17 protein-coding genes and 1 pseudogene are annotated in these 22,418 nt (G+C 57.8%); 6 read left to right on the forward strand and 12 right to left on the reverse strand.

Annotated elements, in window-relative coordinates; all coding sequences use genetic code 11:
• The first annotated feature begins 163 nt into the window (after positions 1–163).
• Entirely contained in the window at positions 164–1,639 is a 1,476-nt protein-coding gene (locus ACX3YD_RS12185) for a DUF726 domain-containing protein (protein ID WP_458960073.1), read from the forward strand.
• Between the two features lie 67 nt (positions 1,640–1,706).
• Here the strand turns inward: ACX3YD_RS12185 and ACX3YD_RS12190 are convergent, their stop codons facing one another.
• Genes ACX3YD_RS12190 through ACX3YD_RS12200 form a run of 3 tightly spaced genes read right to left on the reverse strand, consistent with a single transcriptional unit; the run spans position 1,707 to position 5,878 of the window.
• Positions 1,707–3,431: a LeoA/HP0731 family dynamin-like GTPase gene (locus ACX3YD_RS12190; RefSeq protein ID WP_458960074.1), complete on the reverse strand. Its 1,725-nt coding sequence runs from the start codon at positions 3,429–3,431 to the stop codon at positions 1,707–1,709.
• A complete protein-coding gene (locus tag ACX3YD_RS12195) occupies positions 3,403–5,136 on the reverse strand; it encodes a hypothetical protein (protein ID WP_458960075.1) in 1,734 nt (577 codons plus the stop codon). The genes ACX3YD_RS12190 and ACX3YD_RS12195 overlap by 29 nt, the downstream gene beginning before the upstream one ends.
• A 1-nt stretch (position 5,137) precedes the next feature.
• Positions 5,138–5,878, reverse strand: a complete 741-nt coding sequence (locus ACX3YD_RS12200; RefSeq protein WP_458960076.1) for a hypothetical protein — start codon at positions 5,876–5,878, stop codon at positions 5,138–5,140.
• A gap of 236 nt (positions 5,879–6,114) precedes the next feature.
• Here ACX3YD_RS12200 and ACX3YD_RS12205 point away from each other — a divergent pair, with 236 nt between their 5' ends.
• The 3 genes and pseudogenes from ACX3YD_RS12205 to ACX3YD_RS12215 all read left to right on the forward strand — a co-directional run bounded on the left by ACX3YD_RS12205 (position 6,115) and on the right by ACX3YD_RS12215 (position 8,457).
• Entirely contained in the window at positions 6,115–6,243 is a 129-nt protein-coding gene (locus ACX3YD_RS12205; protein WP_458960077.1) for a hypothetical protein, read from the forward strand.
• 48 nt (positions 6,244–6,291) lie between these two features.
• Positions 6,292–7,674, forward strand: coding sequence for a hypothetical protein (locus tag ACX3YD_RS12210; protein WP_458960078.1), 1,383 nt, complete (start codon positions 6,292–6,294; stop codon positions 7,672–7,674).
• 33 nt (positions 7,675–7,707) lie between these two features.
• Positions 7,708–8,457 (forward strand): annotated as a pseudogene (locus ACX3YD_RS12215) (SIR2 family NAD-dependent protein deacylase).
• A gap of 34 nt (positions 8,458–8,491) precedes the next feature.
• On the opposite strand, the gene ACX3YD_RS12220 reads toward ACX3YD_RS12215, so the two are convergent.
• Both ACX3YD_RS12220 and ACX3YD_RS12225 read right to left on the reverse strand, forming a co-directional pair.
• A complete protein-coding gene (locus tag ACX3YD_RS12220) occupies positions 8,492–10,582 on the reverse strand; it encodes an AAA family ATPase (protein ID WP_458960079.1) in 2,091 nt (696 codons plus the stop codon).
• An 80-nt stretch (positions 10,583–10,662) separates the two neighbouring features.
• On the reverse strand, positions 10,663–11,535 hold the full coding sequence (locus ACX3YD_RS12225; RefSeq protein ID WP_130207214.1) for a WYL domain-containing protein: 873 nt from the start codon (positions 11,533–11,535) through the stop codon (positions 10,663–10,665).
• Positions 11,536–11,653: 118 nt separating this feature from the next.
• Between ACX3YD_RS12225 and ACX3YD_RS12230 the strand changes: the two genes are divergently transcribed.
• On the forward strand, positions 11,654–11,908 hold the full coding sequence (locus ACX3YD_RS12230; protein WP_130207216.1) for a hypothetical protein: 255 nt from the start codon (positions 11,654–11,656) through the stop codon (positions 11,906–11,908).
• 431 nt (positions 11,909–12,339) lie between these two features.
• Here the strand turns inward: ACX3YD_RS12230 and ACX3YD_RS12235 are convergent, their stop codons facing one another.
• The 5 genes from ACX3YD_RS12235 to ACX3YD_RS12255 form a co-directional block, all read right to left on the reverse strand.
• Positions 12,340–12,996, reverse strand: a complete 657-nt coding sequence (locus ACX3YD_RS12235; protein WP_130207220.1) for an OmpA/MotB family protein — start codon at positions 12,994–12,996, stop codon at positions 12,340–12,342.
• A complete protein-coding gene (locus ACX3YD_RS12240) occupies positions 12,993–14,930 on the reverse strand; it encodes a hypothetical protein (protein ID WP_458960080.1) in 1,938 nt (645 codons plus the stop codon). Before ACX3YD_RS12240 ends, ACX3YD_RS12235 begins: the two co-directional genes overlap by 4 nt.
• Positions 14,927–16,204: a hypothetical protein gene (locus tag ACX3YD_RS12245; protein WP_130207222.1), complete on the reverse strand. Its 1,278-nt coding sequence runs from the start codon at positions 16,202–16,204 to the stop codon at positions 14,927–14,929. Before ACX3YD_RS12245 ends, ACX3YD_RS12240 begins: the two co-directional genes overlap by 4 nt.
• A gap of 11 nt (positions 16,205–16,215) precedes the next feature.
• Positions 16,216–17,184: an ATP-binding protein gene (locus ACX3YD_RS12250; protein ID WP_458960081.1), complete on the reverse strand. Its 969-nt coding sequence runs from the start codon at positions 17,182–17,184 to the stop codon at positions 16,216–16,218.
• Positions 17,185–17,303: 119 nt separating this feature from the next.
• On the reverse strand, positions 17,304–17,966 hold the full coding sequence (locus ACX3YD_RS12255; protein ID WP_103404405.1) for a hypothetical protein: 663 nt from the start codon (positions 17,964–17,966) through the stop codon (positions 17,304–17,306).
• 239 nt (positions 17,967–18,205) lie between these two features.
• Between ACX3YD_RS12255 and ACX3YD_RS12260 the strand changes: the two genes are divergently transcribed.
• Positions 18,206–19,204 (forward strand): bile acid:sodium symporter family protein, encoded by a 999-nt coding sequence (locus tag ACX3YD_RS12260; protein ID WP_103404436.1) that lies wholly within the window; start codon positions 18,206–18,208, stop codon positions 19,202–19,204.
• Between the two features lie 30 nt (positions 19,205–19,234).
• On the opposite strand, the gene ACX3YD_RS12265 is transcribed toward ACX3YD_RS12260, so the two are convergent.
• Together ACX3YD_RS12265 and capA are read right to left on the reverse strand one after the other, a co-directional pair.
• A complete protein-coding gene (locus ACX3YD_RS12265) occupies positions 19,235–20,218 on the reverse strand; it encodes an AraC-like ligand-binding domain-containing protein (protein WP_458960082.1) in 984 nt (327 codons plus the stop codon).
• A gap of 95 nt (positions 20,219–20,313) precedes the next feature.
• Entirely contained in the window at positions 20,314–22,404 is a 2,091-nt protein-coding gene (capA, locus tag ACX3YD_RS12270; RefSeq protein ID WP_458960083.1) for a caprolactamase subunit alpha, read from the reverse strand.
• Between the last annotated feature and the right edge of the window lie 14 nt (positions 22,405–22,418).

Here is a 22,418-nt window from a genome sequence, read left to right on the forward strand (position 1 = left end):
TCTGTCGCGGAATGGCGATAAGCTATCACTTATTGAAGTTCGGGAAAACGCCAAAGAAGTTGTTTCATCCTTGTCGTATCGACGACTGCGCGCTGATCGAAATCATGCAACCCGAGTCTGCCTCTGATGTAGATCCGTCCTGATTCAAATGGAGTTTTCATACTTGGTTAAACACTTCAAGTTCCTGACCTTGCCACACGGTGCCAGTGAGGTAGCGAATGTGTTCGTTCATGGTTATTCCGCCGGGCACGATCTAAGGGATCGTCGGCTGTTGTCCAAGCAAATTCCTTCCACGCTGCACAGTGGCATCAATATCCTCGGCTTCTGGCGCTCGGGTCATTTCATGCAGATGTCAAATGCCTCCCGGCAGTTGATCGCGGGTGCCAGCCGGGTCCATCCCTATTTCGCCGTGGCGGCATTCGCCGCGGAGCGGGTGGCACATTTTGCGCGCAGCCGACGTCGGGCGGTGGAGATGGGCGAGGTGCTGCTCAGTGAGCTTGACGATTACCTGTTGGCCAGGCACCCCTACGTGACCGAAATCAATCTGATCGGTCACTCGTTGGGCGGTCGAGTGCTGGTCAGCGCGCTAAGAAAACTGGTTCGCCAACCGGGTGGTTGCAGTCTCACCATCGGCGATGTGTTGCTGATGGCGGCAGCCGTCGAAGTCGGTGCCGAAGAAGCGCGAGGACTCAAGGACTGCATCAATGGCCGGTTGATTAATGCCTTCTCCAGGAATGACCGGATCCTGTTGATGAACGCAGACGAGAAGTGCCTGGGTCGCCACGAGGTTGCGAACTTCGACAACGTTGAGATGGACGGCTTCGGCCACCAGGATTACTGGCCGAAGCTGCATAAAGTATTGGCCAGCACCGGTTTCGCCGGATTCCAGGGCCAGCATTACCCCGCGCCCATGGGCAAGGAAGTGGCCTCGCAGGAGGATCACGTGCGTGATGACTATTTGCTCTACGACCTCTTTGAACAGATCGAGCAGTCGCATCCCGCCTTGTTGGGTGAGGCGATCAAACACCTCAAGACCAGCAGTTGGACAGATCTGGACGACAACGAAAGCGACAAGCTCTACGCCTTCACACGGGAATTTCAGCTATTGGGCGGACATTGCCTGGCAAACATGACGCGACGCCGTGGTTTGCCTTATGCCGAAGTGCTTGAAATGTTGGTAGCGCATTTCGAGTTAGGTGACGACCTGCATGACTGTGCGACGATCCTGGAACTCGAGGCCGCCTTGGTTCGCACGTTTTTCAGTAACGCTTTTGCGGATGGGCATGTGTTGTGCCAATCACCTGAGAAAGTCCTGGAAACCCTTTCGGCGGAGCACTATTTCAAGCACGTCGATGCGCTGGCGGAGCGCTTGACGTTGAGCTCCTATTTCAAGTCGCCGACCTCTGACGACGGCGCCCAGGTAGTTGGCCGGGTGAGCACAGGAACGACGATGGGAACCATTGCCGGTGCCGCCTCCTTGAACGTGTTGTCGATGGTGCCCAAGCTCTTGGGGAATTCCGTCGGGCGGGTCATCACCAATTTCAAGACGGCTCTGAAACCCGGTTATTCGGCATTGATTCCGGCGGTGGCCATCATCTTTTATGCCCGGGTGAAACTAGGCAACAGCGGGTTGCATTGAGGGAAGGGGCCGCCAGGCCTTCATGCCGGGCGGCGAACAGGCAGGATCAGGTCGTCAATGCTTTTATTTAAGGCGCTGCGAGAGCTGGAAGCCCGAGCGCGCCAAGTTTCTCTTGCACTTGATTGAGCTTCTGCTGGCGATTGCGGATGAACTCCGAACGCTCGGTGACGACTGCGATGATCTTCTCGAACTCCTTGAGCTGAGGAGCAAAGAAATCGAGCAGTTTTTCATCATCACCAATAATGTCGTAGATGTCCTTGAACGAACTCTTGATGACCACGGTGATGGACTCTTTGACGGTCTTCAGTTCCTGCTCGAGTTCATGGGCCTTGTAAGCACTCAGAAGGTCGGAAGTCAGGTTGAAGGCCGCGCCTGCCGGACCCGCCCATTTGGAAATGGCACCGGCAATCTTGGTAGCTTGCCAGGGCTTGAACTTGATGACCACGCCGGTCACGTCACCCAGTATGTTTCGCGCGGCAAATATAGCACCCTTGATGGCATCGGGGCTCAGGTTGGCGATGCCTTTGGCAGCGCCGCCCAGTGACTTGAGCGCGCCCTCGCTCATGGCATTGAGGAAGCTTTCACTTGAGTTGAGTTGACGGCCGATGTCCTGGGAAATACGGCTGGTGACCTTGGATGATTGATCGAACGAGCGATCGATGGAGGCCTTGATCCTCAGGTTGAGCTTGTAGCCGACGCCTTCTTCGGTGTACCCGATTTCATCCTCGAGATAACCACGAATGTCTTCCAGTGACAGTGGACGGAGTTTGCCGAGCAACTCGTTCTCGATGTTGCGCAGCTCCTCGAATAGCTCACCCGCGAGGCGTTTGACTTCGCGACGGCCCTTGGAAATATCCTGCTTGATACGGATCGATTCCTCGTTGTTCTGCTGATCCAGAATTTCCAGCTTGCTTTGTTGTTCCTGGGCTTTGAGCACATGTTGAGCGACGACATCGTGCACGACGTCCATACCCGTTTTGGCAATCAATACTGCAGGTACATTGTCCTGCAGGATACGACTGGTCATGGCCTTCAGATCGTTGATCCGAGAGCGACTTTCGTAATGCTCGGGTTTACCGAACCAGAACTCCAGGCCTCGGCCACCGGGGTTAGAGGCCAGGCAGACGATGTTCAGGCGCGTCAGTTCGTCCGCACTCAGATTGGCTGCACGCTGTAGCTTGGCTTTCAGGTTGTCCTTCTTGATGGTGGCCTGATCATCGAACAGCACCTGTTCGGTCAAGTCGGTCACTTCATCCATCTTGTTGATCACGAAAACCGTCGAAGACAATTTGTTCAAGTCACGCAGTACCCACTTGGCGATCGCGTTGTGGCTTTCCTTGAGGGGGTTGGTGGCGTCCACTACGTAGAGGATCAAGTGCGCTTCGGAGATGTAGCGTTTCGTCAGATCCTCATAAACCACCTGATCGCCATCGACGGTCTTTTCCTTATCGCCGAAAAGTCCAGGGGTGTCGACGATTTCGCACTTGCCAGGAAGCCCCTCGGGGCTATAAATCGCCAGGCGATCGGAGGATTCATCCATGTCGATCTTCATGTCGGCCATGACTTTGCCGAGCCACGCGGCAATCACGCTGGTCTTGCCATCGGAGAATGCACCCAACAGTGCAATGCGCAACACGTCGGCTTCGATCGCCTGAACCGCCGAGTCCAGTTTTTCCATTTCGGCGCTGACATCAGTGCCCAACTCGCCCAGTTCCTTCAAGATTTTCCGAAGTTCATCGAGGCCTTTGATCGCCGCCTGTTTATCAACATTGAATTGCGAAAAGTGTTCCATGGGGCATGTTCTCCAATTGATCTTTAGTACGGTTCATCAACGCCATCTGCTGCTTGATGATGTGCAGCGGGCGAGTCAGAGATGTATGGATGTCGTTGACCTGCCCAAGGACTTTGTCTTCGATCTGGCGGCGGACCGGAGCGAGCAAATCTTTCAGTTCCTCACGCAATGAGCCGATGGCCTGGTCGCGTGCCTCGTCGATTTTTTCCTGGACCTGAGCTTGGGCTTTACGAACGCGCTTGTCCTTGCCGACGAAGAAATTCATGACGTTGATCAGGACCCCCACCAGGGCGCCGGCTACCGCGCCAATAATGTTCCCGACGACGGGAAATGCCGTGCCGATACCCGCCCCGGCCAGGGCATAGGAGCCGACGTTGAACAGCATCCAGCCATAGTCGCCGAGATCGAGACCCAGCCCCAGCTCCGGTGTCTTGTAGGTGGAGTCAATGTCTGAGTGGGTGTAAGCGATTGCCTGTTCGAATTCAACCCGTGAGACGTCCTCCAGCAGTCGTTGCATGGCCTGGACCAAATCATCCTGCAACTCTTCCAGGTACTTTTCGAATTGTGTCTGCAGATCTTCTTTGAGCCGCTCCTGACGCTCCCGAAACGCGCGCTGGATCTTGCTGGAAATCAACTCGTTCTCGCCGAAATTTTCCTCGACGATCTTGTCGGCAGCGGCGCTCAAGTCGATGAACAGTCCTTTCCAGAGGTTTCTACGACCGTCCTGGACCAGTCGTTCGAATCTGGCTAATCCGTCCTTGACGGCGACACGGCACTTGTCGAATTCCGCCTCGGTCCGGGCCAGAAAGGTCTCATGGCTGTCATGGAGCTCTTTCAAGATGCCGAGGTTTTCCACCAGCAGCTCGCGCACCTTGGTCTTGTTGCTTTCAATCATGTCCTCTTTGAAGGTGCCCAGTTTTCCATGAAGCACCTGCGCGACCGACTTGATCTGACTGAATTCATACATGGCCTTCGACGAGGCGAAGTGCTTGCGGTAATTGCGTTGCTGGATGACCAGGTCGCGATCACGGGAGGGGTGGATGGTCGTACGTTGCGTACCGGGTTCAAGGGCCAGGGCCGAAAAGGCCAACAATCCCTGAACGCAGTGACCGGACCGTATGGCATTGGCGCCCAGCACTGATTCGAGTACACCCACGGTCTGCTGCAATGCCGTTGCCGAACCCCCATGTTCGAGGACCTGTCGATCTTCCTCGAACTCATAGGCATCGGCGTTGCCGCGCACATTCACCAGTGGACACACTTGGGTGCCGAGACGCAGATAGGAGTGGATCTTCTGCGCGGTGGCTTTTTCAGGTTTCTTGTTTGTGCCGTTGACGTAGAAGACCAGATGCGCTTTGGCCACCGCTTCGCGGACCATATGAGCATATTTGTCTTCGTCACCTTCAATGCCGGGGACGTCAATCAACTGGAAGCGTTTGCCCTTGTAGTTAAGGGTGTAGAACGTATTGCCTTTGGTGAAGTCTGCCTCGCCCGTACCGATGATTCGTCCGTCTATGCGCAGGGCCAGGGCCTTTTTTTGTTCGAACGCCATGATCCCGGAAAAAACGCCGTCCAGGCGCTGATTCAGCAATTCATTGAGGGCTGCCGAGTTCGTCTCGATAGGGGTAAAGGATCTTTTTCCGAACGCCGGCTCAGGTACGGCGGTCGCTTCATCGAACAGTTCGTCGAGCTCGAAATTGCTCATCTCAGACTCCCGCCAGCTTCAGGAACATGGCCGAAGCGACTGCCCCCAGCACCATTGCGCCGAAGGTACATAGCATCAGCCGGGTCTTGATCCTGGCGCTGGATGCTTGCTGTGCAATTTGCAATCGTTGAGCGGCTTCTTCCTGTTCGGCTTTCAAGCGGGTATCGGCTTCCTGTTCAGCCAAACGCTTTCTGGCGTCTGCCTCCGCTTCAGCGATACGGTTTCTGGCAGCTGATTCTTCCTGAATAATTAACGAAAGACGGGCCGTTGCGGTGCGCAGGATGGTGATCTCCGATGCATATTCCTCATAGACCCTGTAGAGGCCTTCACGCAATCGGTCGATATGCTCGGCCAGCGCTTTTTCGTATTTCTCCAGGTCGTGAGCGTTTTGCTCCAGTAGCGCCTGACGGGATTCTTCCTTGAACAGGATGCGCAACGACTCGATGATCGTGCTCTTTCCGGCGTTGGTTTCGCCAAAAAACGCCATGGTAAACATGTCCCATTCGGCGTGCGTCTTCAGTTGGACGAGCTCGTCATCGAAGCGGGTCTGGATGGCGCGCAGCTTCTCGGTCATGTTGCCGAGTTCGCGCTTGCCGTCCTTGTGTTCGACATTGAGCTCCAGAATGTTAGCCATGGCGCTGGCGATGCTGTCGGAAACATCGGAATACAGGCGGTTGAGATCTTGAGGCGTGTTCATTGCTTTTCCTTGTGTGCGTGAATCAACCTGAACATCAATGTTCAAGGACGTTCGAGTCGAGGGACGATAAACGTGTGATAGATACAGGTCGTACTAAGTGTCCTGTAACGCGACGACATTTTGTGTCGTGCCTTAGTTGGATTTCAGGCCTTCGGCACGGTTTATCGGCAAAGTATGAAAAAAATCCAATGGTAAAGGGGGCTAACGGTTTACCTTCAGCGCGACTCAATCTGTCGCACCGCACCCGCATGCTCGCGTCATCGAACAAAGGTGGATCTGTCATGCTGAAAAACATTCTGGCTGCTGTGGGCTTCGTGGTGATCGCCAAGAAAGGGTATGGGTTGTTCCGGCAGTACAAGACGATGGAGGCGCAGGTCGAGTTCTTGCGCAAGGGGCGCGGGGAGGCTTAATGTCACCCGGTCATTTTTCTCAATCCCGTATTCGGCAAGGAAGTCAGCATGATTCAATCGGCAGCCCAGACAATCTCGTCGCTGTGGCCAATGATGGGGACGTTGGGAACCCTTCGAACGCCTTCCCGGCGCTCAACATTCGATATCGATAGCGTGACGCCGGAGCGGGTCAAGGTGCTTGCCGGCCAATCAGGGGTCGTGATTCCCAAGGCAGCCTTCGAAGCGGTGGTGGAATATCTGTACGACAATGGCCACCATGCGGGCAATCCGTGCACGATTGAGTCTGACAATGATCATGACAAGGCTGGCCCCCTGTGCAAAATCGCCCGACGATTGCCGGCAAGGGGGTACGGTCCGCGAAATATCACCTATTTGCTGCCGATCCTTGAGCAACTGGGCGTTGTGGGGATCCGACCGAGTCGGCCCACGGCTGTCTGGTTGACCACGGTTGCGGGGACGGCTTCGGTCGATCCGCTGCCCATACTGGCCGCCGCTGACGTCACGCCCGCGGGAAGCCTGAGTGCAGTCCAGCAGGCCTTCGCCCGTCATTTGGCGACGTTGTGGTCAGGCGCGCCGGGCTCTTTCAAGCACCGTTATCTCACCACCACGCATCACTCCTGGAAACCCTGGAAAGCGCGAAGCCAAGGCGACGATTGGTGGTGCCTGACCCTGGCCCAGGCAGAAGCGCATTACTCCTGGCCTGAAAGCGCTGCACCGCATGACTTCGCCAGCATCGCGGCCCGGCTTCGCACCGCTTTGGCCGAAAACGATCACGCGGCTGCGCTGCAGGCTTGCCTGGACATATTCGATTGGGGCGGCGTCGCGCGAAAGGAGGACGATGCTTCCCTGGTCTGGGTCAAGGCGCAAGCGGCGGCCAAGACCCTGTGCGGCTCGATCCTCGCCGCGGTCGAATTGCTCCGGCCTGGATGCACGCAGTCGTTGAAGGCGTTCGATGGCAAGGACCTGCTGATGAACTCGGCGATGACCAAAATCTACGCCGCCGCTGACCCGAAGAACATCATCATCTACGATGGGCGGGTAGGGGCTGCCTTGGGGTTGTTGGCGCGTCAGTGGCTCGAAGCCGCTGGACAGAGCGTTGTACCGGCGGACCTGGCGTTTCGCTGGGGCCCCAATACCAAGACACCGAGCAACAAGGTCGAAACCCGGGATCCCTCCCGGGGTGGCTTTCAGTTTATCCAGCTGTATCGAAGCTCGGCCCGGGAACCGAACCCGACTCAGACTTGGGCCGAGCTCGTACGGATGACCAATCGCCTTTTGCGCGAGGTGATCCGCCTGCGAGCCCAGGAGCAGCAGAGTGTGACCTTGCTGGCGCTGGAACGTGCATTGTTTATGGTTGGCTATGACGTGCGTTGCCTGCCGGCAGCGATCAAACACCCACCCGAAGAAGCCGGGTCCTGGCCGAGTGCTTGATTCGGCCATGCCGATGGCCCGCAAGGGGTCGTGATGGCGTTCCAGACTCAACGGTTGCGCAACGCACGCCACGTCGTGGTTTTCTCCGGTGCAGGCCTCAGCGCCGAGAGCGGCATCGCGATATTTCGTGATGCCCTGACCGGGCTGTGGGAGCATTTCGATCCCGCAGCGCTGGCCACTGCCCAAGCCTTCCGCAACGACCCCGCCCTGGTGTGGAGCTGGTACGAGTGGCGGCGGGCCAAGGTGCTTGCGGCGCAACCGAACGCTGCGCATCGGGCGATAGCCACCCTTGCTCAATACATTCCCAGGCTGACCGTTGTCACCCAGAACGTTGATGACTTGCTGGAGCGCGCCGGTTGTTCCGACGTTCTGCATTTGCATGGCAGCCTGGGGTCACCGCGTTGTTTTGCCTGCGCGCGATCGTACAGCTTCGGTGCCGATCAACCCGTTGAAGCGCAAGAGGGGCGTCGCATCGAGCCGCCGCGTTGCCGGCATTGCAACGGCAAGGTCAGGCCTGGCGTCGTCTGGTTTGGCGAGTCGCTGCCGGATGACGTGTGGCGCAAGGCCGTGTCGGCAGCGAAGGATTGTGATGTGCTGCTGTCGGTCGGGACGTCCGGACTGGTGCAGCCGGCGGCGGAGATTCCACGCATGGCCTTGCAATAGGGCGCACAGGTCGTACACATCAATCTGCAACCGGAGGCTGTGGCAGGGGATCGCGAATTCAGCCTCGCCGGCAGGGCGGCAGAGGTTCTGCCACGCCTGCTCGAACAGGCGTTCGGATAGTACCCGGACTGCGGCGTGCCCCTTCAAGGCGCACTCATTGGATGAACCCGATGGGACGCTGCAGTCTGGCAGACTTCAGTCGACACTCGGCCAGCAACGCCTGTGCCATTTCCTCGGCGTTCGAAAATGGCTTGAACCGAGCCCGTCGTGCCAAGCTGGCAAAATCCCCAGGCGTCAAACGCCCTTCACCGCGTAGCCGCTGGCCGGCGGAGTGTTCCGGGTCTTCAAGGTTCAACGCCTTCAGATGCGCTGCAAACAAGGCCTGGGCCTGGACCTGGTTCAGATAACCAAAATGCACCTTCAGATCGAAACGCCGTAAGGAAGCCTCGTCCAAGTCCTGGATCAGGTTGGTGGAGGCGATGAAAAGCCCGCGATAGCTCTCCATCTGTGTGAGCATTTCATTCACGGCGGTGATCTCCCAGCTCTGGCGTGCATTGCGGCGATCTTGCAGAAAGCTGTCGACTTCATCGAGCAGCAGGACCGCGTCTTCCTGCTGCGCGCGTTCGAAGGCTCCGGCAAGATTCTGTTCGGTCATCCCTACGTAAGGAGAGACCAGATCGGACACGCGCTTGACCATCAGTGGCTTGCCCAGCTCTCGCGCCAACCAGCGGCCAAAAGCGGTCTTGCCGGTTCCCGGCGGCCCGTAGAAACACAGCCGTGCATGGGGGTGGGTGCGCAAACCATCGACCAGTCCGGCGAGGGGCAGGTCGGCATTTATCCATTGCGGTGAATAGAAGGCCGGCAGGCCGTTGCCATCGACCTGCTGCAGCCTGTCAAAACCCTGGGCTTTCAAGGTACCGTCGATGATGCAGCGGATCGTGCTGTCGAGCGTGGTGCCGGCGCGTTTCGAGACGCTGTGGCCCACCCGTACTGCGCGTTCCAGGACCGCCGGGGTGACCTGTTCATTGGCCGCAAGGTGTTCTACCAACTCGTCGCTGAGTTTGCCGGCGACACACTCACGCAGCATCCGTTTGCGCTGCGCCTGTGGCGGGTTAGACACCTCGATCACCAAGTCGAAGCGACGAATGTGGGCGGCGTCGATGGCCTCGATGCTGTTGCTCAACCAGAAACACGGCAGCGAATTCTCTTCGAGCATGCGGTTGATCCAACCCTTATGGGAGCGGGCATTGGCGTCGGCGCCGACAGTCTGGAAAATGTCTTCGATCTCATCGAGTGCCAGCAGCGCCCGTTGTGAGCGCAATACGCTATTGGCCGCGCGCAGGGAGCACAATCGTTGCTTGGCAAACACCGGGTCGCCATCGCGGTCGGTACAGGCCACTTCATACAGCGCGCTGTCCACGCTCTTGGCGAGCAAGCGGGTCAGTTGCGTCTTGCCGGTGCCCGGTGGCCCGTAGAGCAAGATGTTCACACCCGTTTTGCCTTGTACCAGGGCCTTGGCGAGGTAGCGTTGAGCGATATCCAGAGGGCGCTTGACATGGCTGTAGTGCTCTCGGCTCAAGCTGCCCGGCGGGCTCAAGCGGAATGCATAAGAAAAAAACTCCAGCGGCGTGCCCTTGCTGTATCGCAGCATCGCGGGCAGTTGGGTGTTGCTCACCAGGAGTATGGAGCTCAATGCCATGGATACGCGGTGGCCGGTACCGATTTCCAGCAAGCCCGCCCGGATCAGCGGGCTATCAAGCCCAAGGCCTGCCTCCACCTCCGGCAGGGTGAGGCCCAACAGTACCGATAACACTTTCACTGCGCGCTTGAAGCCCAGCATCCCCAATTGATCGGTGGCGTCACTCAGCACCGGGTCGTTGTGCATCAGTACGCAGAAGCCGAGTATTCGCAACTCGGCCTCGCTCAGGTTCAACAACGCCCCCAATTCCCCGAGATTGCTCGCCAGGCGATCAGGATAGGAGGCTTGTGGATGAGCGGCCTGAAACTTGCGCGCATCCTGACGCAACGTGGTCAATGCCTCGGCCGCGCTGTACTCATCGTCGTCGACCCATTTCTCCAGGCCCAGCCCGAGCGCCAGGTCGTCATCGTTGAACCCGTGCCGACCGAGAAAATTCCGGTGACCGCCAAGCTCCAGCAGCAGTTGGAAGCACCACTTCAGGGAAAGCGGGCACGTATCGGCGGCACGTTGGTTGTCGGGGGCGAACGGAGTGAGTGTGGAGCGCATAAAAGGTGTCCTGACACATGAGAAAGGACACGATGAATGCAGTCGTGGTCAGAATGCGTCGCGAGCCCGGCAAGGATGACTCACTCGTAAAGCCATGGCTTCAACTCATCCAGGTTCTTCACCACGATCTGCTGGGCCGCTGCCTTGGGGTCGTGTTTTTTCGGGTCGATCTGGAACCGTTGCAACACGTATTTGACCAAGGCCCGGCGTGTGGGAATGACCAGCACGCCCTCCGCCATCCCGAAGTCCGCTTCAATGATTGCTTTCTGGGCCGGTTTGAGACGTGAGTCGGGTTCGATGACCACAGCGATTTCCGTGTTCCAGTCCTCGTCTTCGTCGATGAGATTGTCGGTCTTGCGTTCGAACTCCGGTTGGCCACGCAGGCGACTCAACACAAAATCCCGGTACTCACGATTTTTCTCGCAATAGGCCCGGACATGCCAGCGCATGCCGGTGTAAATCAGGGTGTGAGGTGCAATCAGACGAGTTTCCGGTTCCGGGTTGGCCAGGGACACGTATTCGACTGCAATCACCTCGCTGTCGCGACAAGCCTTGAGCAACGGGCGCAACACTTCGGGACGAATCGTGCGGTCGGGCACCTCCAGGACCAGCGTGTGGGCATACGCCAGGGCGAGCCCTTCTATATGCGGCGCTCGGGAATGGGTCTGGTTCAGCAGATGCAGATAAGCGTTGGCACTGTCGTCGATGAACCGCGGCTTGAACTGCTTGCTCGGTACGTAGCCCTTGAGGTGCTTGTCATATGTAAGGTTTTTGGGCGCATGTTCGGTGATGTAGGTATTGATGTCCTTCGAGGCCTGCTGACGACTGATCCCGAAGCTCTGAATCAAGTGCCCCGTGGTCAGCCGGCCTTCCCACCAGGCAACCGTCTCGATCAAGCGATAGCGAAGTGCCAGGTCCCAGCGAACCTGCTTGATGTCTTGCATGCGTTTCATGGTCACCTGATCTGCTCGAATTGTTTACCTGTATAAGTCTACATTCTAGACCTGTCGTTAAACACTACATATCGTGTTCCTGTCTTTGACGTTGATTGGACTCATGAAGGAAATGGATATGGACATGTTGGACATGTTTTCGCTGCTGGCTCTGGCGTTACTCGGGATGATCCTGTTGGCCTTGTCGCTACAGTATCTGAGACTGCGTGGCATCTGGAAGATGATGCTCGATTGCCGCAGTTCGATGCGCTGGGCGCGGATCCAGGAAATGGAAAACAAGGAGCTTCGCTCCGCCCTGCGCGCAGAAAAAGCGCATGTCGAGCAACTGACGCGAAAGCTGGTGCTGTTGCAGGCGCTGGTCCCGCAGACGTAAGGGCACAGGCGTTGCCTGGGGATCATGGCGCTCGCTGCTGAGTCGAGCGCTGGAATGAAATGACTATTTGAGGGACAGAGAATGCCAATAAAGCCCAAGCCGTTCACTTTTGTTTGCGGCAAATGCGGCTGGAACAAAGTCATGGCGCCCCAGAGCGATTGCCTGGGGCCAGGTGATTGGTACGAGCGGTGCCCGAAATGCGGCAACCAAACATTGAGCGTGCGCAGGGCAGGGTGGCTGGAGGGGAAATGGGCGGAGCTGCGCCCGTGGCGTTAAAAAAACCAGTGAAGTCGGGGGGAAGGGCACCGTACAACGGGGATATTGAACGGTGCCCTGAAGGGGTCCATCGACGGGGGTGTGCGCTGCCTGATTTGCGATTCGCACTCTTCGTTCAGATATCTCTCACCGGGGTCGATCCCGTACAACCGCCGCTAGAGTCTGGCCTGATGCTCGGGTTTATTCACAAACTGAACTTCAACCCGGCGATTCTTCTCGTCTGAAGGATCGATGTTCGGCAAGGGCTGTGAGTCTCCGTAGCCGGCAACGATCACCCGTTTGGCCTGTTGCTCACCCAGCATCTCGATCAACAACTTACGTGCTTCGCGTGCCCGAGCTGCGGAAAGGGTGAAGTTATCGTCATACACCGTGCAGTATTTCGCGAAGTCAGTCACTGGCCGACCCACCTGGATGTTGTCGGTATGGCCTTCGACCAAAATCTGGGCCTGACTGGAGGTGTCGATGAAGGCGGCGATTTTCGGGCTCAAGAGTTTGAGTTCGCGATGAGCTTCATCGGTGACACAGGCGCTGCTGCGCGCGAACATCTTGTCGCCCAGGGTGATCTTGCCGCCCGCCAGGTCGAATGAAACCAACCCGGCGTCCCCCTGGTCGGCAAGCGCCTTTTGCATCTCCTGCAAAAGACCGCTCAGCCGCTCCTGGTCGGTCACCAGGCTCTTGTTCTTTTCCTCCTGGCGCTTGAGTTCCGCAAATTGGTTCTGCAGTACCGACACCACCAGCAGCAGCATGACCACCGCCATTACTCCGGCCATCAGGTCGGAGATGGATACCCATTCGTTTGGTTTGTCCTTCATGCTTGCTCCAGGGCCTCGGCTTCTTGCCTGGCGCAGAGTGCTTCACGAATGCTTGCGGCGGCATGGTTCAGCTGATCCAGGGAGACCTGGAGCGGTTTGAGATCCGGTACGGGACGCTCAGGGGCCGAGGCCAGCGTCTTCAGGGTGTCCGGGATTTGTTCCAGCATTTTGCTGACATTGGCATATCGGCTGTCCAGATCTGCCATGCGCTGACCGTTCTGCGAAACAGCCGTCAGACTCAACTTGATGTCCTTCGTCACCTTCTCGACCATCGAGGTCATGGTGATGACGCTGGCATTGAGGCTGCCACTGATTTCCTTGAACTCTTCGCTGCTCTCGATCTGAATGTTGGCGGTGGCCTTCATGTTTTTCGCCACTTCATTCATGGCCGCGTTAACGGAGTCGGACATGTCAACGATGGACGTGGAGATGTTGTCGGTTGCCTTATCGAGGTTGGTCGACATGTTCGACAGGTTGACCTTGAGGTCATCGCTCATGCTCCTGATGGTCGAGTCCAGACTTACGCTGACCTCATTCATGACCCCTGACAATCCAGCTGTCGCGCCTTCAAGATCCGAACCCATTTTCTGCAGGTTGACGCTGAAGTCATCGTTCATCGTTTTCAGCGTGTCGTTGAGGCCGTCTTTGACACCGTTCAGAACCACAGTCATCTGATTGCTCAAGTCATTGACCACGACTTGCAGATCGCTTGCCGATGCGCCGACCTTCAGCGCGGCATCGCCCATGTTGGCGCCTGCTTGCTGCAGGGCGGCGAGGTTGTCCTGGCTGCTCTGCGTGAATTGACGCAGTGCTGCCTGGGATTGATCCGACGAGCGCGCAATTTCAGCGAGCTGAGTGAGACTGTCCCGAGCGGTTGCATGGTGTTCTTCACCGCGCTGGAGGACTGCTGCAACCCCGGTGCCCAGATCGACGACGCCTTGACTGACCTGCTCGAAATTGTGCTGCCAACGAGCATTTTGCGCCTCATCCGACTGCAGGCGCTGTTCGTTGATCCGCTGCGATTGATCTATCAGCGACGCTGTCTGGGCACTGAGGGCCGACACGGTTTGATCCGACGATTGGGCAATGCCTGCAAGGTGAGCGAGGCTTTTCTCAGCGGTTGTGTGGTGCTCATTGCTGCGATTCAGCGTGGCCGTGGCCACCCTTGTCAGGTTGACGATGCCGTCGTTCAACTGTTCGAAATGGGCCTGCCAGCGAGTGTTTTGCACTTGGTCCGCTTGCAGGCGCTGCTCGGCCATGCGCCGCCCTTCGGTTTTCATGGATTCGGTCTGGACGGCCAGCGCCGAGACGATAACCTTGGCTGATCCCATCATCGAAGCTTGAAGGAATTCGGCTTGTCCGGCCTTGGCTTTTTCCTGTTGCTGGCGCGTGTTGTCCAACTCGCGTTTCATCTTGCCGATGCACCAGATCAGCCGGCGGTCTTCGAAGCCATTGATCGACTCCCAGACCTTGAGCAGGATAAACGCGATAATCCCCCAGGTAGAGGTTTTGAATTTGGTGCCCAGACCTTGCATCATCGAGGTCAGGTCCTGCATGGCACCGCCCATCGCGCCGACGGATGCGCCACCACTGTTCTGCAGAATCGTCGAGGCCTTGTCCAACGCCAGACCCAATCCCAAAAAGGTCCCGAGAAGACCCAGTATCAGCAGCATGCCGGGCATGATGTTGGCAATTTTCTCGGCGGTGGTTGCTACAGCCTGGCTGAGTTCATGAATCGAACCGTGTTCGACCTCGAGCGTCGTATCCTGCTGTTGGTCTTTTTTACCCTGCCATTTCATCTCCCAGGACTTCTCCCGGGCCTTGATCTTTACCCACACAATCGTGCTGAGTACGCCCACGACAATGATCGAGGAAAACGCAATCTGGATGGGTTCGTTGCTCGGTGTCAGAAAGTTGAGGACATCGACAATCATGCCGCGACCTCGACCAGGGTAAAGGCCTCGGTTCGTGCGCGGCAGTCTTCTTCGAATATGTTCGCAAAGTCGACGATCAGCGCTTGCTGGTCTTGCGTGAGCTCATCCCATTTCTTTTGATTTTGCGCGCAATCGATGATGAGTTTGCCCACCTCGTTGCTACGCTCGATCATATAGCCCTTGCCTTCTGCCGTGAGACCCTCTTCTCCTTTCTCGAGCAGTTGCAGGAAGCCCTCGGATGCATATACGTAATTGCACTTCTCGCGAACGGAATTTTCCAGCGTTTGCAACTTGACGGCGTCGGTATCGACCGATTTCAGCAGGTCATTGAGCACGACCTGTTCTTCCGGAGTAAGGGTTTCCAGACGCTTGGCCAGTGTCAGTCGTTTAGCCAGGATTTTGTCGCGGGCCAGTGTCTGGTTCAGCTCTTTCCAGTTTGCTTCGAGCTTCTCAAGGTCTACGTTCCAGGCCAGGATCATTTCTTCGAAGACGAACGGAATGACTGATTTGCCGAAGTGTTGGGTGGTCAGTTGATCCAGCGTTCTGGCTTGCTCAATCGTCAAGCTTGGTGCGCTGGAGATCAGGCAGGCTGAAATGTCCATCAAGGCAATCATGTCGTTATTGACGTCCGCCAGCGTTTCGATCGACGTCATGCTCTTTTCGTAGAACGCCAGCAATTTTTGTGCAGCTCTCACCCGCAGGTAATGGTTGAAGTCTTCAACTTCACCGGCGTTCACGGCTTTGAGGATTTTTGCGCGCACCAGCATGTAGCTGTTGATCAGAGCCGCCACGCGTACGGCGGGTTGTTCAGCGGCAGGCACTTCTTGCATGGCTGCCTGAAAGGCTTCTGCTCGTGCTTCGGCTTCTTTGATTTCGATGTCGTTGAGGACTTTTTCCTTGATGTCCTTGGCATGCTTGATAACCCAGTCAATGGCCTTTTTCAGTTGGCCCATCAGCGGGTGGCTTTCAATGTTTTCGAGAAACGCCAGTGCGCGTTCCAGGCCCTGGGCCATCAGTTTCACCACTGGCCATGGCGCAAGGTTCGCCAGCGTGGTCAAGGCGACGCGTGCCTTGCTGATGTGAGGTTTTACCGCCTGCCATATTTTCTGTACGTCGCCGACAAACGTTTCGGCTTCATCCGCCAGCCAACTGATGGTCTTGACCGCTACTTCCTTGACCTTGTTGATGACCGCCGGAACCACACTGGCCACGGTATCGACCACATCAGAGACGAAGCCGGAAATCGCGCTGCCCAAACTACTGAAAAATCCCATGTCCTACTCCTTTAGCTGACGCCCAGCAGTTTTCTGGCAACGTCCAATTTTGAATTCGAGGGGTGATGGGTCGCGGTTGAGCCCAACTCTGCAACAGCTGTCCGAACTTGATCGATGGCTGCCTGGATATGGCTTGCCGACAGGCGGGGAGTGGTGGATTGAACCAGCGCCTTGGGCAAAGCCAAGCGCATGCAGGTGCGAATTTCGCGACCGGAAAGTGATTCGGATAATTGAGCGGCACTGTCGAGGATCATGTCGCGATCATCAGCAAGCGGTATGCCTGGCACCAGCATTTTCGACCAGATGAAGCGCCGTTCATCATGACCCGGAAGTTCAAACATGATGTGTTGGGAAATGCGGCTGACGAAGGCTGAATCGTAATTCTTGGCAAAGTTTGTCGCGAAAATCACGATGCCTTCATGGCGCTCCAGTTCGATCAATAACGTTGAACGCATCGCGTTGACTTCGTTGTCGATTCCCTGGGTAACAGAAGACAGTCGCTTGCCGAGCAGCGTATCGGCCTCGTCGAAAAACAACACAGCGTCTTCGACTTTTGCCGCTTCGAAGACCTGGACAATGTTTTTCGAGGTATCGCCCATGAACTTGCTTTCAAGATCGGCAATGCTCACCAGCATGATTTTTTTGCCAAGGCTCCCGGCGAAGGCTTCTGCGGTGAGTGTCTTGCCTGTGCCAGGCGGACCATAGAAGTTCAGGATCAGGCTTTTCCCTGCCGGATCCACCGCGCCGAAACCCCATTCAACGTAAATTTTCTGATAGTGCTCGATTTTCAAGAGCGCTTCGTCAAGTTGAGCGCGTACCGATTCTGATAGAACGACGTCTTCATTGAGCGTATAGCGTGGCGGGGTGCATCTGAAGTCCGTAGACGGTGGCGGGGGCGGTTTTACAGCATTGCCCGGCATATCCAGGCCTTCAGTGAACTGAGGCCGAAGGCGACTCAGAAGTGAATCTTTCGATGACATGGTATTCGGCCTTGAGATGATAAACGTCCATAAACAGTCAAGCGTCGCAGGACCCGCTGCGCTTTAGAGCGGGTCGTGGATCGCCAGTGGCTATGTCGGCAGCCCTGAGCAGACCTTGATCATTCGGCCAGTAAATTCAAACTCGGACAGACCAGACGCACCATCTTGTCCGCCTTGCGTCGATAGTTCATGTTTTCGTCCGAGGTCCAGACGTAAGCCTTCAACCAGATCGTCATGTTCAGGTATTGAAACCGGATGCAGCTTTCACCATCGAGTTTTTTCAGCGTTCGCTTGACCTTCCGTTCACGCTCGAACACGGTGGCGACCAGGCCGACCCGATAGTCCAGTGCATCGTCCTGCAAGGCTTTGACGGACCGGAAATCCGCGTCGGAGAATCGGTAGTAGTGACCTCGTTCAAGTTCGAGTTCGGTTTTGATCTCGTCATTCTCGTGACTGTACGGATGACTGTGATAGTCCCCCAGATAGCAAACTTCCGGGAAAAACGTATCAATGAAGCCTTGTTTCAGGTCCTGAGCTTCATCGGTATAAATGACGGAGTTCTGATCTCTTTCAACGGCAGTGGAAGTGTCTGCCAGTACCACTCGATACATCGTCTGGGTGCCAATGGTTCGCTGACAGTACCCCCACAAATGCCCGAACGTTTCGACTTCCGCCGCCGAGTCGCCGTTGGTCAAGACATGTTCCAGTTTGTAGGCTTCCAGTGCTGACGTGACGATACTGAAAAACGCTTGTTCGGATATTGAAACAACGGAGTCAATCATGACGTTCCTTAGTCATTCAGAAGGTGCATTGCGACAGGAATCTATAGAAGAATGAAGAGGTTGTCAGTTGAATAGTGGCGAAATGATTCCTATGAGGTCAGGCCCCCGAGTAGCATGAGCTTCAACTGACAGGGCCGGCATGTCCTTTAGCCGACATCCGCTGGCTTGTTAGCGTTAGTCGGTAATCCGTCAGCGGGTTAGAGTCGCCGATACCTTCCTGGCAAAACCGGATGATCCCGATGACGCGCCCGCGCTTTTTACCCGACAACTTCACCCTGACCCTGGTCGGCGTGGTCCTGCTCGCCAGCTTGCTGCCTGCCAGTGGCCAGGTGGCGGTAGGCTTCGGCTGGCTGACCAACATCGCCATTGCCTTGCTGTTTTTTCTGCATGGCGCCAAATTGTCCCGCGAATCGATCATCGCCGGCGCCGGCCACTGGCGCTTGCATCTGCTGGTGTTCAGCCTGACTTTCGTGCTGTTTCCGCTGCTTGGCCTGGCGCTCAAGCCTGTGTTGTCGCCGTTGATCGGTGATGACCTGTACATGGGCATGCTCTACCTCTGCGCGCTGCCTGCCACGGTGCAGTCGGCGATTGCCTTCACTTCCCTGGCACGCGGCAACGTTCCGGCGGCGATTTGCAGCGCGGCGGCGTCCAGCCTGTTCGGGATTTTCCTGACGCCATTGCTGGTGACGTTGCTGTTGAACGTGCACGGCGACGGTGGTTCGACCCTCGATGCGATTGTGAAAATCAGCGTGCAACTGTTGCTGCCGTTCGTGGCCGGGCAGATCGCACGACGCTGGATCGGCGCTTGGGTCGGGCGCAACAAGGGCTGGCTGAAGTTCGTCGATCAGGGCTCGATTCTGCTGGTGGTCTACGGGGCGTTCAGTGAAGCGGTGAACGAAGGCATCTGGCACCAGATTCCGCTGCGGGACCTGGCGGGGCTGGTGGTCGCCTGCTGCGTGGTACTGGGGCTGGTGCTGGCGGCGTCGACCGTGCTGGGCAAGGCCTTTGGCTTCAATCAGGAAGACCGCATCACCATTCTGTTCTGCGGCTCGAAGAAAAGCCTGGCGACCGGGGTGCCGATGGCCCAGGTCTTGTTCGCTGGCAGCACCATCGGCGTGTTGATCCTGCCGTTAATGTTGTTCCATCAGATTCAACTGATGGTCTGTGCGGTCCTGGCGCAGCGCTACGCCAATCGCCAGGAGTCGGTGGCCGAACTGATGGGGCAGGTCGATCCTTGATAATCAGGGGGCCGGAACTCGAATTCCGGCTCAGACACACGGCTTCGATACACCCGGTGTCCGCGCGACACCGCTGCGCACTTCCCTGGCGGTGCAGCCGAAATGCTGGCGAAAGCTGCGGGTGAATTGCGCCTGGTCACTGAACCCCCAACGCATGGCCAGTTCGCCGATCGACAGGTGGCAATTGGGGTCGTGCAGGCCTCGGTGGACCGCTTCGAGGCGGCGCAGACGAATCCATTCCCCGAGGCTGTAAGGCGTGCTGCTGAAGAGTTTGTGCAAATAGCGCACGGACAGGCCGCAAGCCTGCGCGATCACTTGGGGCGCCAGGTCCGGGTTGCCCAGTTGTTTGTCGACGTAATGTTCGATGCGTTGCAAATGCATGGCTGCCAGGTTCGAACTTTCACTGCTGAGCACTCGCTCATCGTCGCGCAAGGCCATTAACAAGGTTGAAAGTGCCTGCTCCAACAGCATGTGGCGGGCGGGTTCGTCACATTCGTCGAAGCGGGCGGCACACATCGCCAGTTGATCGACGAAAATCCGTCCGAGTGCGCGCTTGGCATCGAAGCAGAAGCGGGTGTAGCGCTCGGCCCCGCGCAGTTGCCCATGCAACGCGCGTTCGGGGAGCTTGAACACCCAGAGGTCGTTGTCGCTGGCATAGTGAAAGCGGTAGGGGGCATCGCCACGTTCGAAGATGAATCCGCCGGGCTGGCAATGCAGGGCGCGGCCGTCCTGCTCGAAATGCACTTCGCTGCGACGCGGTACGGTGACCAGGTAGCAGGCTTCATGATCTTCACTGACCTGGGCCTTGCTGCGCGAATAGCCGAGCTGACTGGAGCGCAAGCGTGACAGGGTCAGCGGGGTGCTGCCGGTTTCCCAGATCTGCAGGCTGCCGCTGAAGGTGCTGCTGGGGGCGAACTCCAGGGACAATGGGAAATAGGCGCTGCCGATGGCCTGGGCCCAGAGCGGCTGGCGTTGACTGTCGGGCCAGGAGCGGGTGGAAAGTTTGTACGCCATGGCGGCCCTCGTATCTTTTTATTATGAGGACGGTGCCGAGGTAGAGAACCCTCGGCACCGCTGGTTTGCCATCATTTGCCAATGCTTACGGGCGGTCAATCATCAGGCGTCAGCCGGTAGGTGGCCGAGGGCGCCAGCGTCGCCTGCCAGCCCGGAGGAACCACGATGTTGGTGGTCGACTCCTCGATCACACAAGGGCCTCGCACCCTTTGTCCGGATTGCAGCCGGTCACCGTTGTACACCGGGGTTTCCTGCCAGGACGACTGCGCGCTGAACAGCATCGAGCGGTAGCTGCTCGCCTGGGGTGCGGCGTCTTCGTCGGGCGCCGGCAGCTCCGGCATCGGTGGGCGTTGCAGACGGGCAATCACCGAACACTCAAGGTTGACCAGCTCGGCGGGGCTCTCAGGCTCGCTGTAGGAAAACAGTGCCTTGTGCCGCGTGTGGAACGCTTCACGCAAGGCCACCAGACTCGACTGATCCAGTTGATCGCAGGTCAGCTCGACGCTGCATTCGTGAATCTGGCCGAGGTAGCGGATTTCCAGGTTGTACAGGCACTCCACCTTGTTGTCGGCACCGAAGCCATCGTCGCGCAGGTTGTTCATGCCGCGCTCGCGCAAGTCGCGCAGGGTCTGATTGAGCAGGGGCAGGTTGACCAGATCGTCGTCCAGGCGCATGGGCAGGGTGGTCAGCTGGTCGTATCGGATGTCCGAGAGAATCTGCCCGTAGGCGCACAGCCCGGAAGCCACTTTCGGAATCAGTACCACCTGGCTGCCGATTTCCTCGGCCAGACGCATGACGTGCATGCCCGCCGCACCGCCCGCACCGATCAGGGCGAAGTCCCGTGGGTCATAGCCACGCTCCACCGAGACCCGGCGAATGCCGCTGACCATGTTCAGGTTGACCAGGGTGATGATGCCGATGGCCGCACGTTCGACGCTGATGCCCAATGGCTCGGCGATTTTGCTCCGGATCGCGTCGATGGCCGCTTTACGATTGAGGCGAATGCTGCCGCCCAACAGCGCGCCGTCGGCCAGGTAGCCCAGCGCCAGGTTGGCGTCGGTCACGGTGGGCTCGGTACCGCCCTTGTCGTAGCACACCGGGCCGGGGTTGGCCCCCGCGCTGCGCGGGCCGACCTGAAGCATGCCGAAGTCATCGAGGTAGGCGATCGAGCCACCACCGGCACCGAGGGTTTCCACCTGGATCATCGGCACGCCGATGCGATAGCGCAGGAAGTCGGTGTCCTTGCTGAAGTTGGTGCGCCCGGATTTGCTCAGGGTGATGTCGAACGAGGTGCCGCCCATGTCTACGGTGATCACGTTATTGATGCCGAACGGCTGCGCGACACACAACCCCGCTTGCGGCGCGGAGGCCGGGCCGGAGTTGATGGCATTCACCGCCCGCTCGCGCATCACCACACCCGGCGCCAGGCCGCCGTTGGACTGGAAGTAGCGCGTCGGTTGCTGCGCGCCAAGCTCCTCGAACAGCGCATCGATCCGTTCGATGTAGCGGCCCATGACCGGGCTCAGGTACGCGTTGACCACGACGGTCGAGGTGCGGGTGTACTCGCGGATCTGCGGGAACACTTCGCTGCCGGTGCAGACGAACACCCCCGGCAATGCCGCACGCACCATGGCGGCGGCGCGCAGTTCGTGGCTGGGGTTGCGCACCGACCAGACGAAGGAAATGGCCACGGCCTTGACGTCCTGCTCGCGGAAATACTCGATGGCCTGGCGAATCGCGTCTTCGTCGAGCGCGGCGTATTCGCTGCCGTCACTGAGCATTCGGCCACCGATGGGCCGGCGCAGGTGACGGGGCACCAGCATGTAGGCCGGCGGGTAGCTGGCGTCATAGCGATGCCCGTCTTCCTTGTGGCCCAGGCGGATTTCCAGGCTGTCCTCATGGCCGTCGGTGCACAGCAGGCCAACCTTGACCCCGGTCTTTTCGATCAGGGCGTTGAGGGCCACGGTGGTGCCGTTGATGCACAGGTCACAGTCGCCAATGATCTCGGCCGGCGTACGGCCAATGGCATCGGCGATTTGCGCCAGGCCGTTGCGGATCGCGATCGTGCCGTCCTGGGGTGTCGAGGGTGCCTTGAACAGCTGCACGTTGCCGGTGCGGTCGGCGAGGATGAAATCGGTGAAGGTGCCGCCGGCGTCGATGCCCAGACGATATTGTTGCTTGCTCATGATGAGGGATTCCA

Source organism: Pseudomonas fluorescens group sp. PF-1, assembly GCF_054481335.1.

What these genes read in the sequence shown, in the direction of transcription:
- ACX3YD_RS12190 (WP_458960074.1), bottom strand. Translation starts at nt 3,431, where the DNA reads ATGGAACACTTTTCGCAATTCAATGTTGATAAACAGGCGGCGATCAAA.
- ACX3YD_RS12195 (WP_458960075.1), bottom strand. Translation starts at nt 5,136, where the DNA reads ATGAGCAATTTCGAGCTCGACGAACTGTTCGATGAAGCGACCGCCGTA.
- ACX3YD_RS12205 (WP_458960077.1), top strand. Translation starts at nt 6,115, where the DNA reads ATGCTGAAAAACATTCTGGCTGCTGTGGGCTTCGTGGTGATCGCCAAG.
- ACX3YD_RS12210 (WP_458960078.1), top strand. Translation starts at nt 6,292, where the DNA reads ATGATTCAATCGGCAGCCCAGACAATCTCGTCGCTGTGGCCAATGATG.
- ACX3YD_RS12220 (WP_458960079.1), bottom strand. Translation starts at nt 10,582, where the DNA reads ATGCGCTCCACACTCACTCCGTTCGCCCCCGACAACCAACGTGCCGCC.
- ACX3YD_RS12225 (WP_130207214.1), bottom strand. Translation starts at nt 11,535, where the DNA reads ATGAAACGCATGCAAGACATCAAGCAGGTTCGCTGGGACCTGGCACTT.
- ACX3YD_RS12230 (WP_130207216.1), top strand. Translation starts at nt 11,654, where the DNA reads ATGGACATGTTGGACATGTTTTCGCTGCTGGCTCTGGCGTTACTCGGG.
- ACX3YD_RS12235 (WP_130207220.1), bottom strand. Translation starts at nt 12,996, where the DNA reads ATGAAGGACAAACCAAACGAATGGGTATCCATCTCCGACCTGATGGCC.
- ACX3YD_RS12240 (WP_458960080.1), bottom strand. Translation starts at nt 14,930, where the DNA reads ATGATTGTCGATGTCCTCAACTTTCTGACACCGAGCAACGAACCCATC.
- ACX3YD_RS12245 (WP_130207222.1), bottom strand. Translation starts at nt 16,204, where the DNA reads ATGGGATTTTTCAGTAGTTTGGGCAGCGCGATTTCCGGCTTCGTCTCT.
- ACX3YD_RS12250 (WP_458960081.1), bottom strand. Translation starts at nt 17,184, where the DNA reads ATGTCATCGAAAGATTCACTTCTGAGTCGCCTTCGGCCTCAGTTCACT.
- ACX3YD_RS12255 (WP_103404405.1), bottom strand. Translation starts at nt 17,966, where the DNA reads ATGATTGACTCCGTTGTTTCAATATCCGAACAAGCGTTTTTCAGTATC.
- ACX3YD_RS12260 (WP_103404436.1), top strand. Translation starts at nt 18,206, where the DNA reads ATGACGCGCCCGCGCTTTTTACCCGACAACTTCACCCTGACCCTGGTC.
- ACX3YD_RS12265 (WP_458960082.1), bottom strand. Translation starts at nt 20,218, where the DNA reads ATGGCGTACAAACTTTCCACCCGCTCCTGGCCCGACAGTCAACGCCAG.
- capA (WP_458960083.1), bottom strand. Translation starts at nt 22,404, where the DNA reads ATGAGCAAGCAACAATATCGTCTGGGCATCGACGCCGGCGGCACCTTC.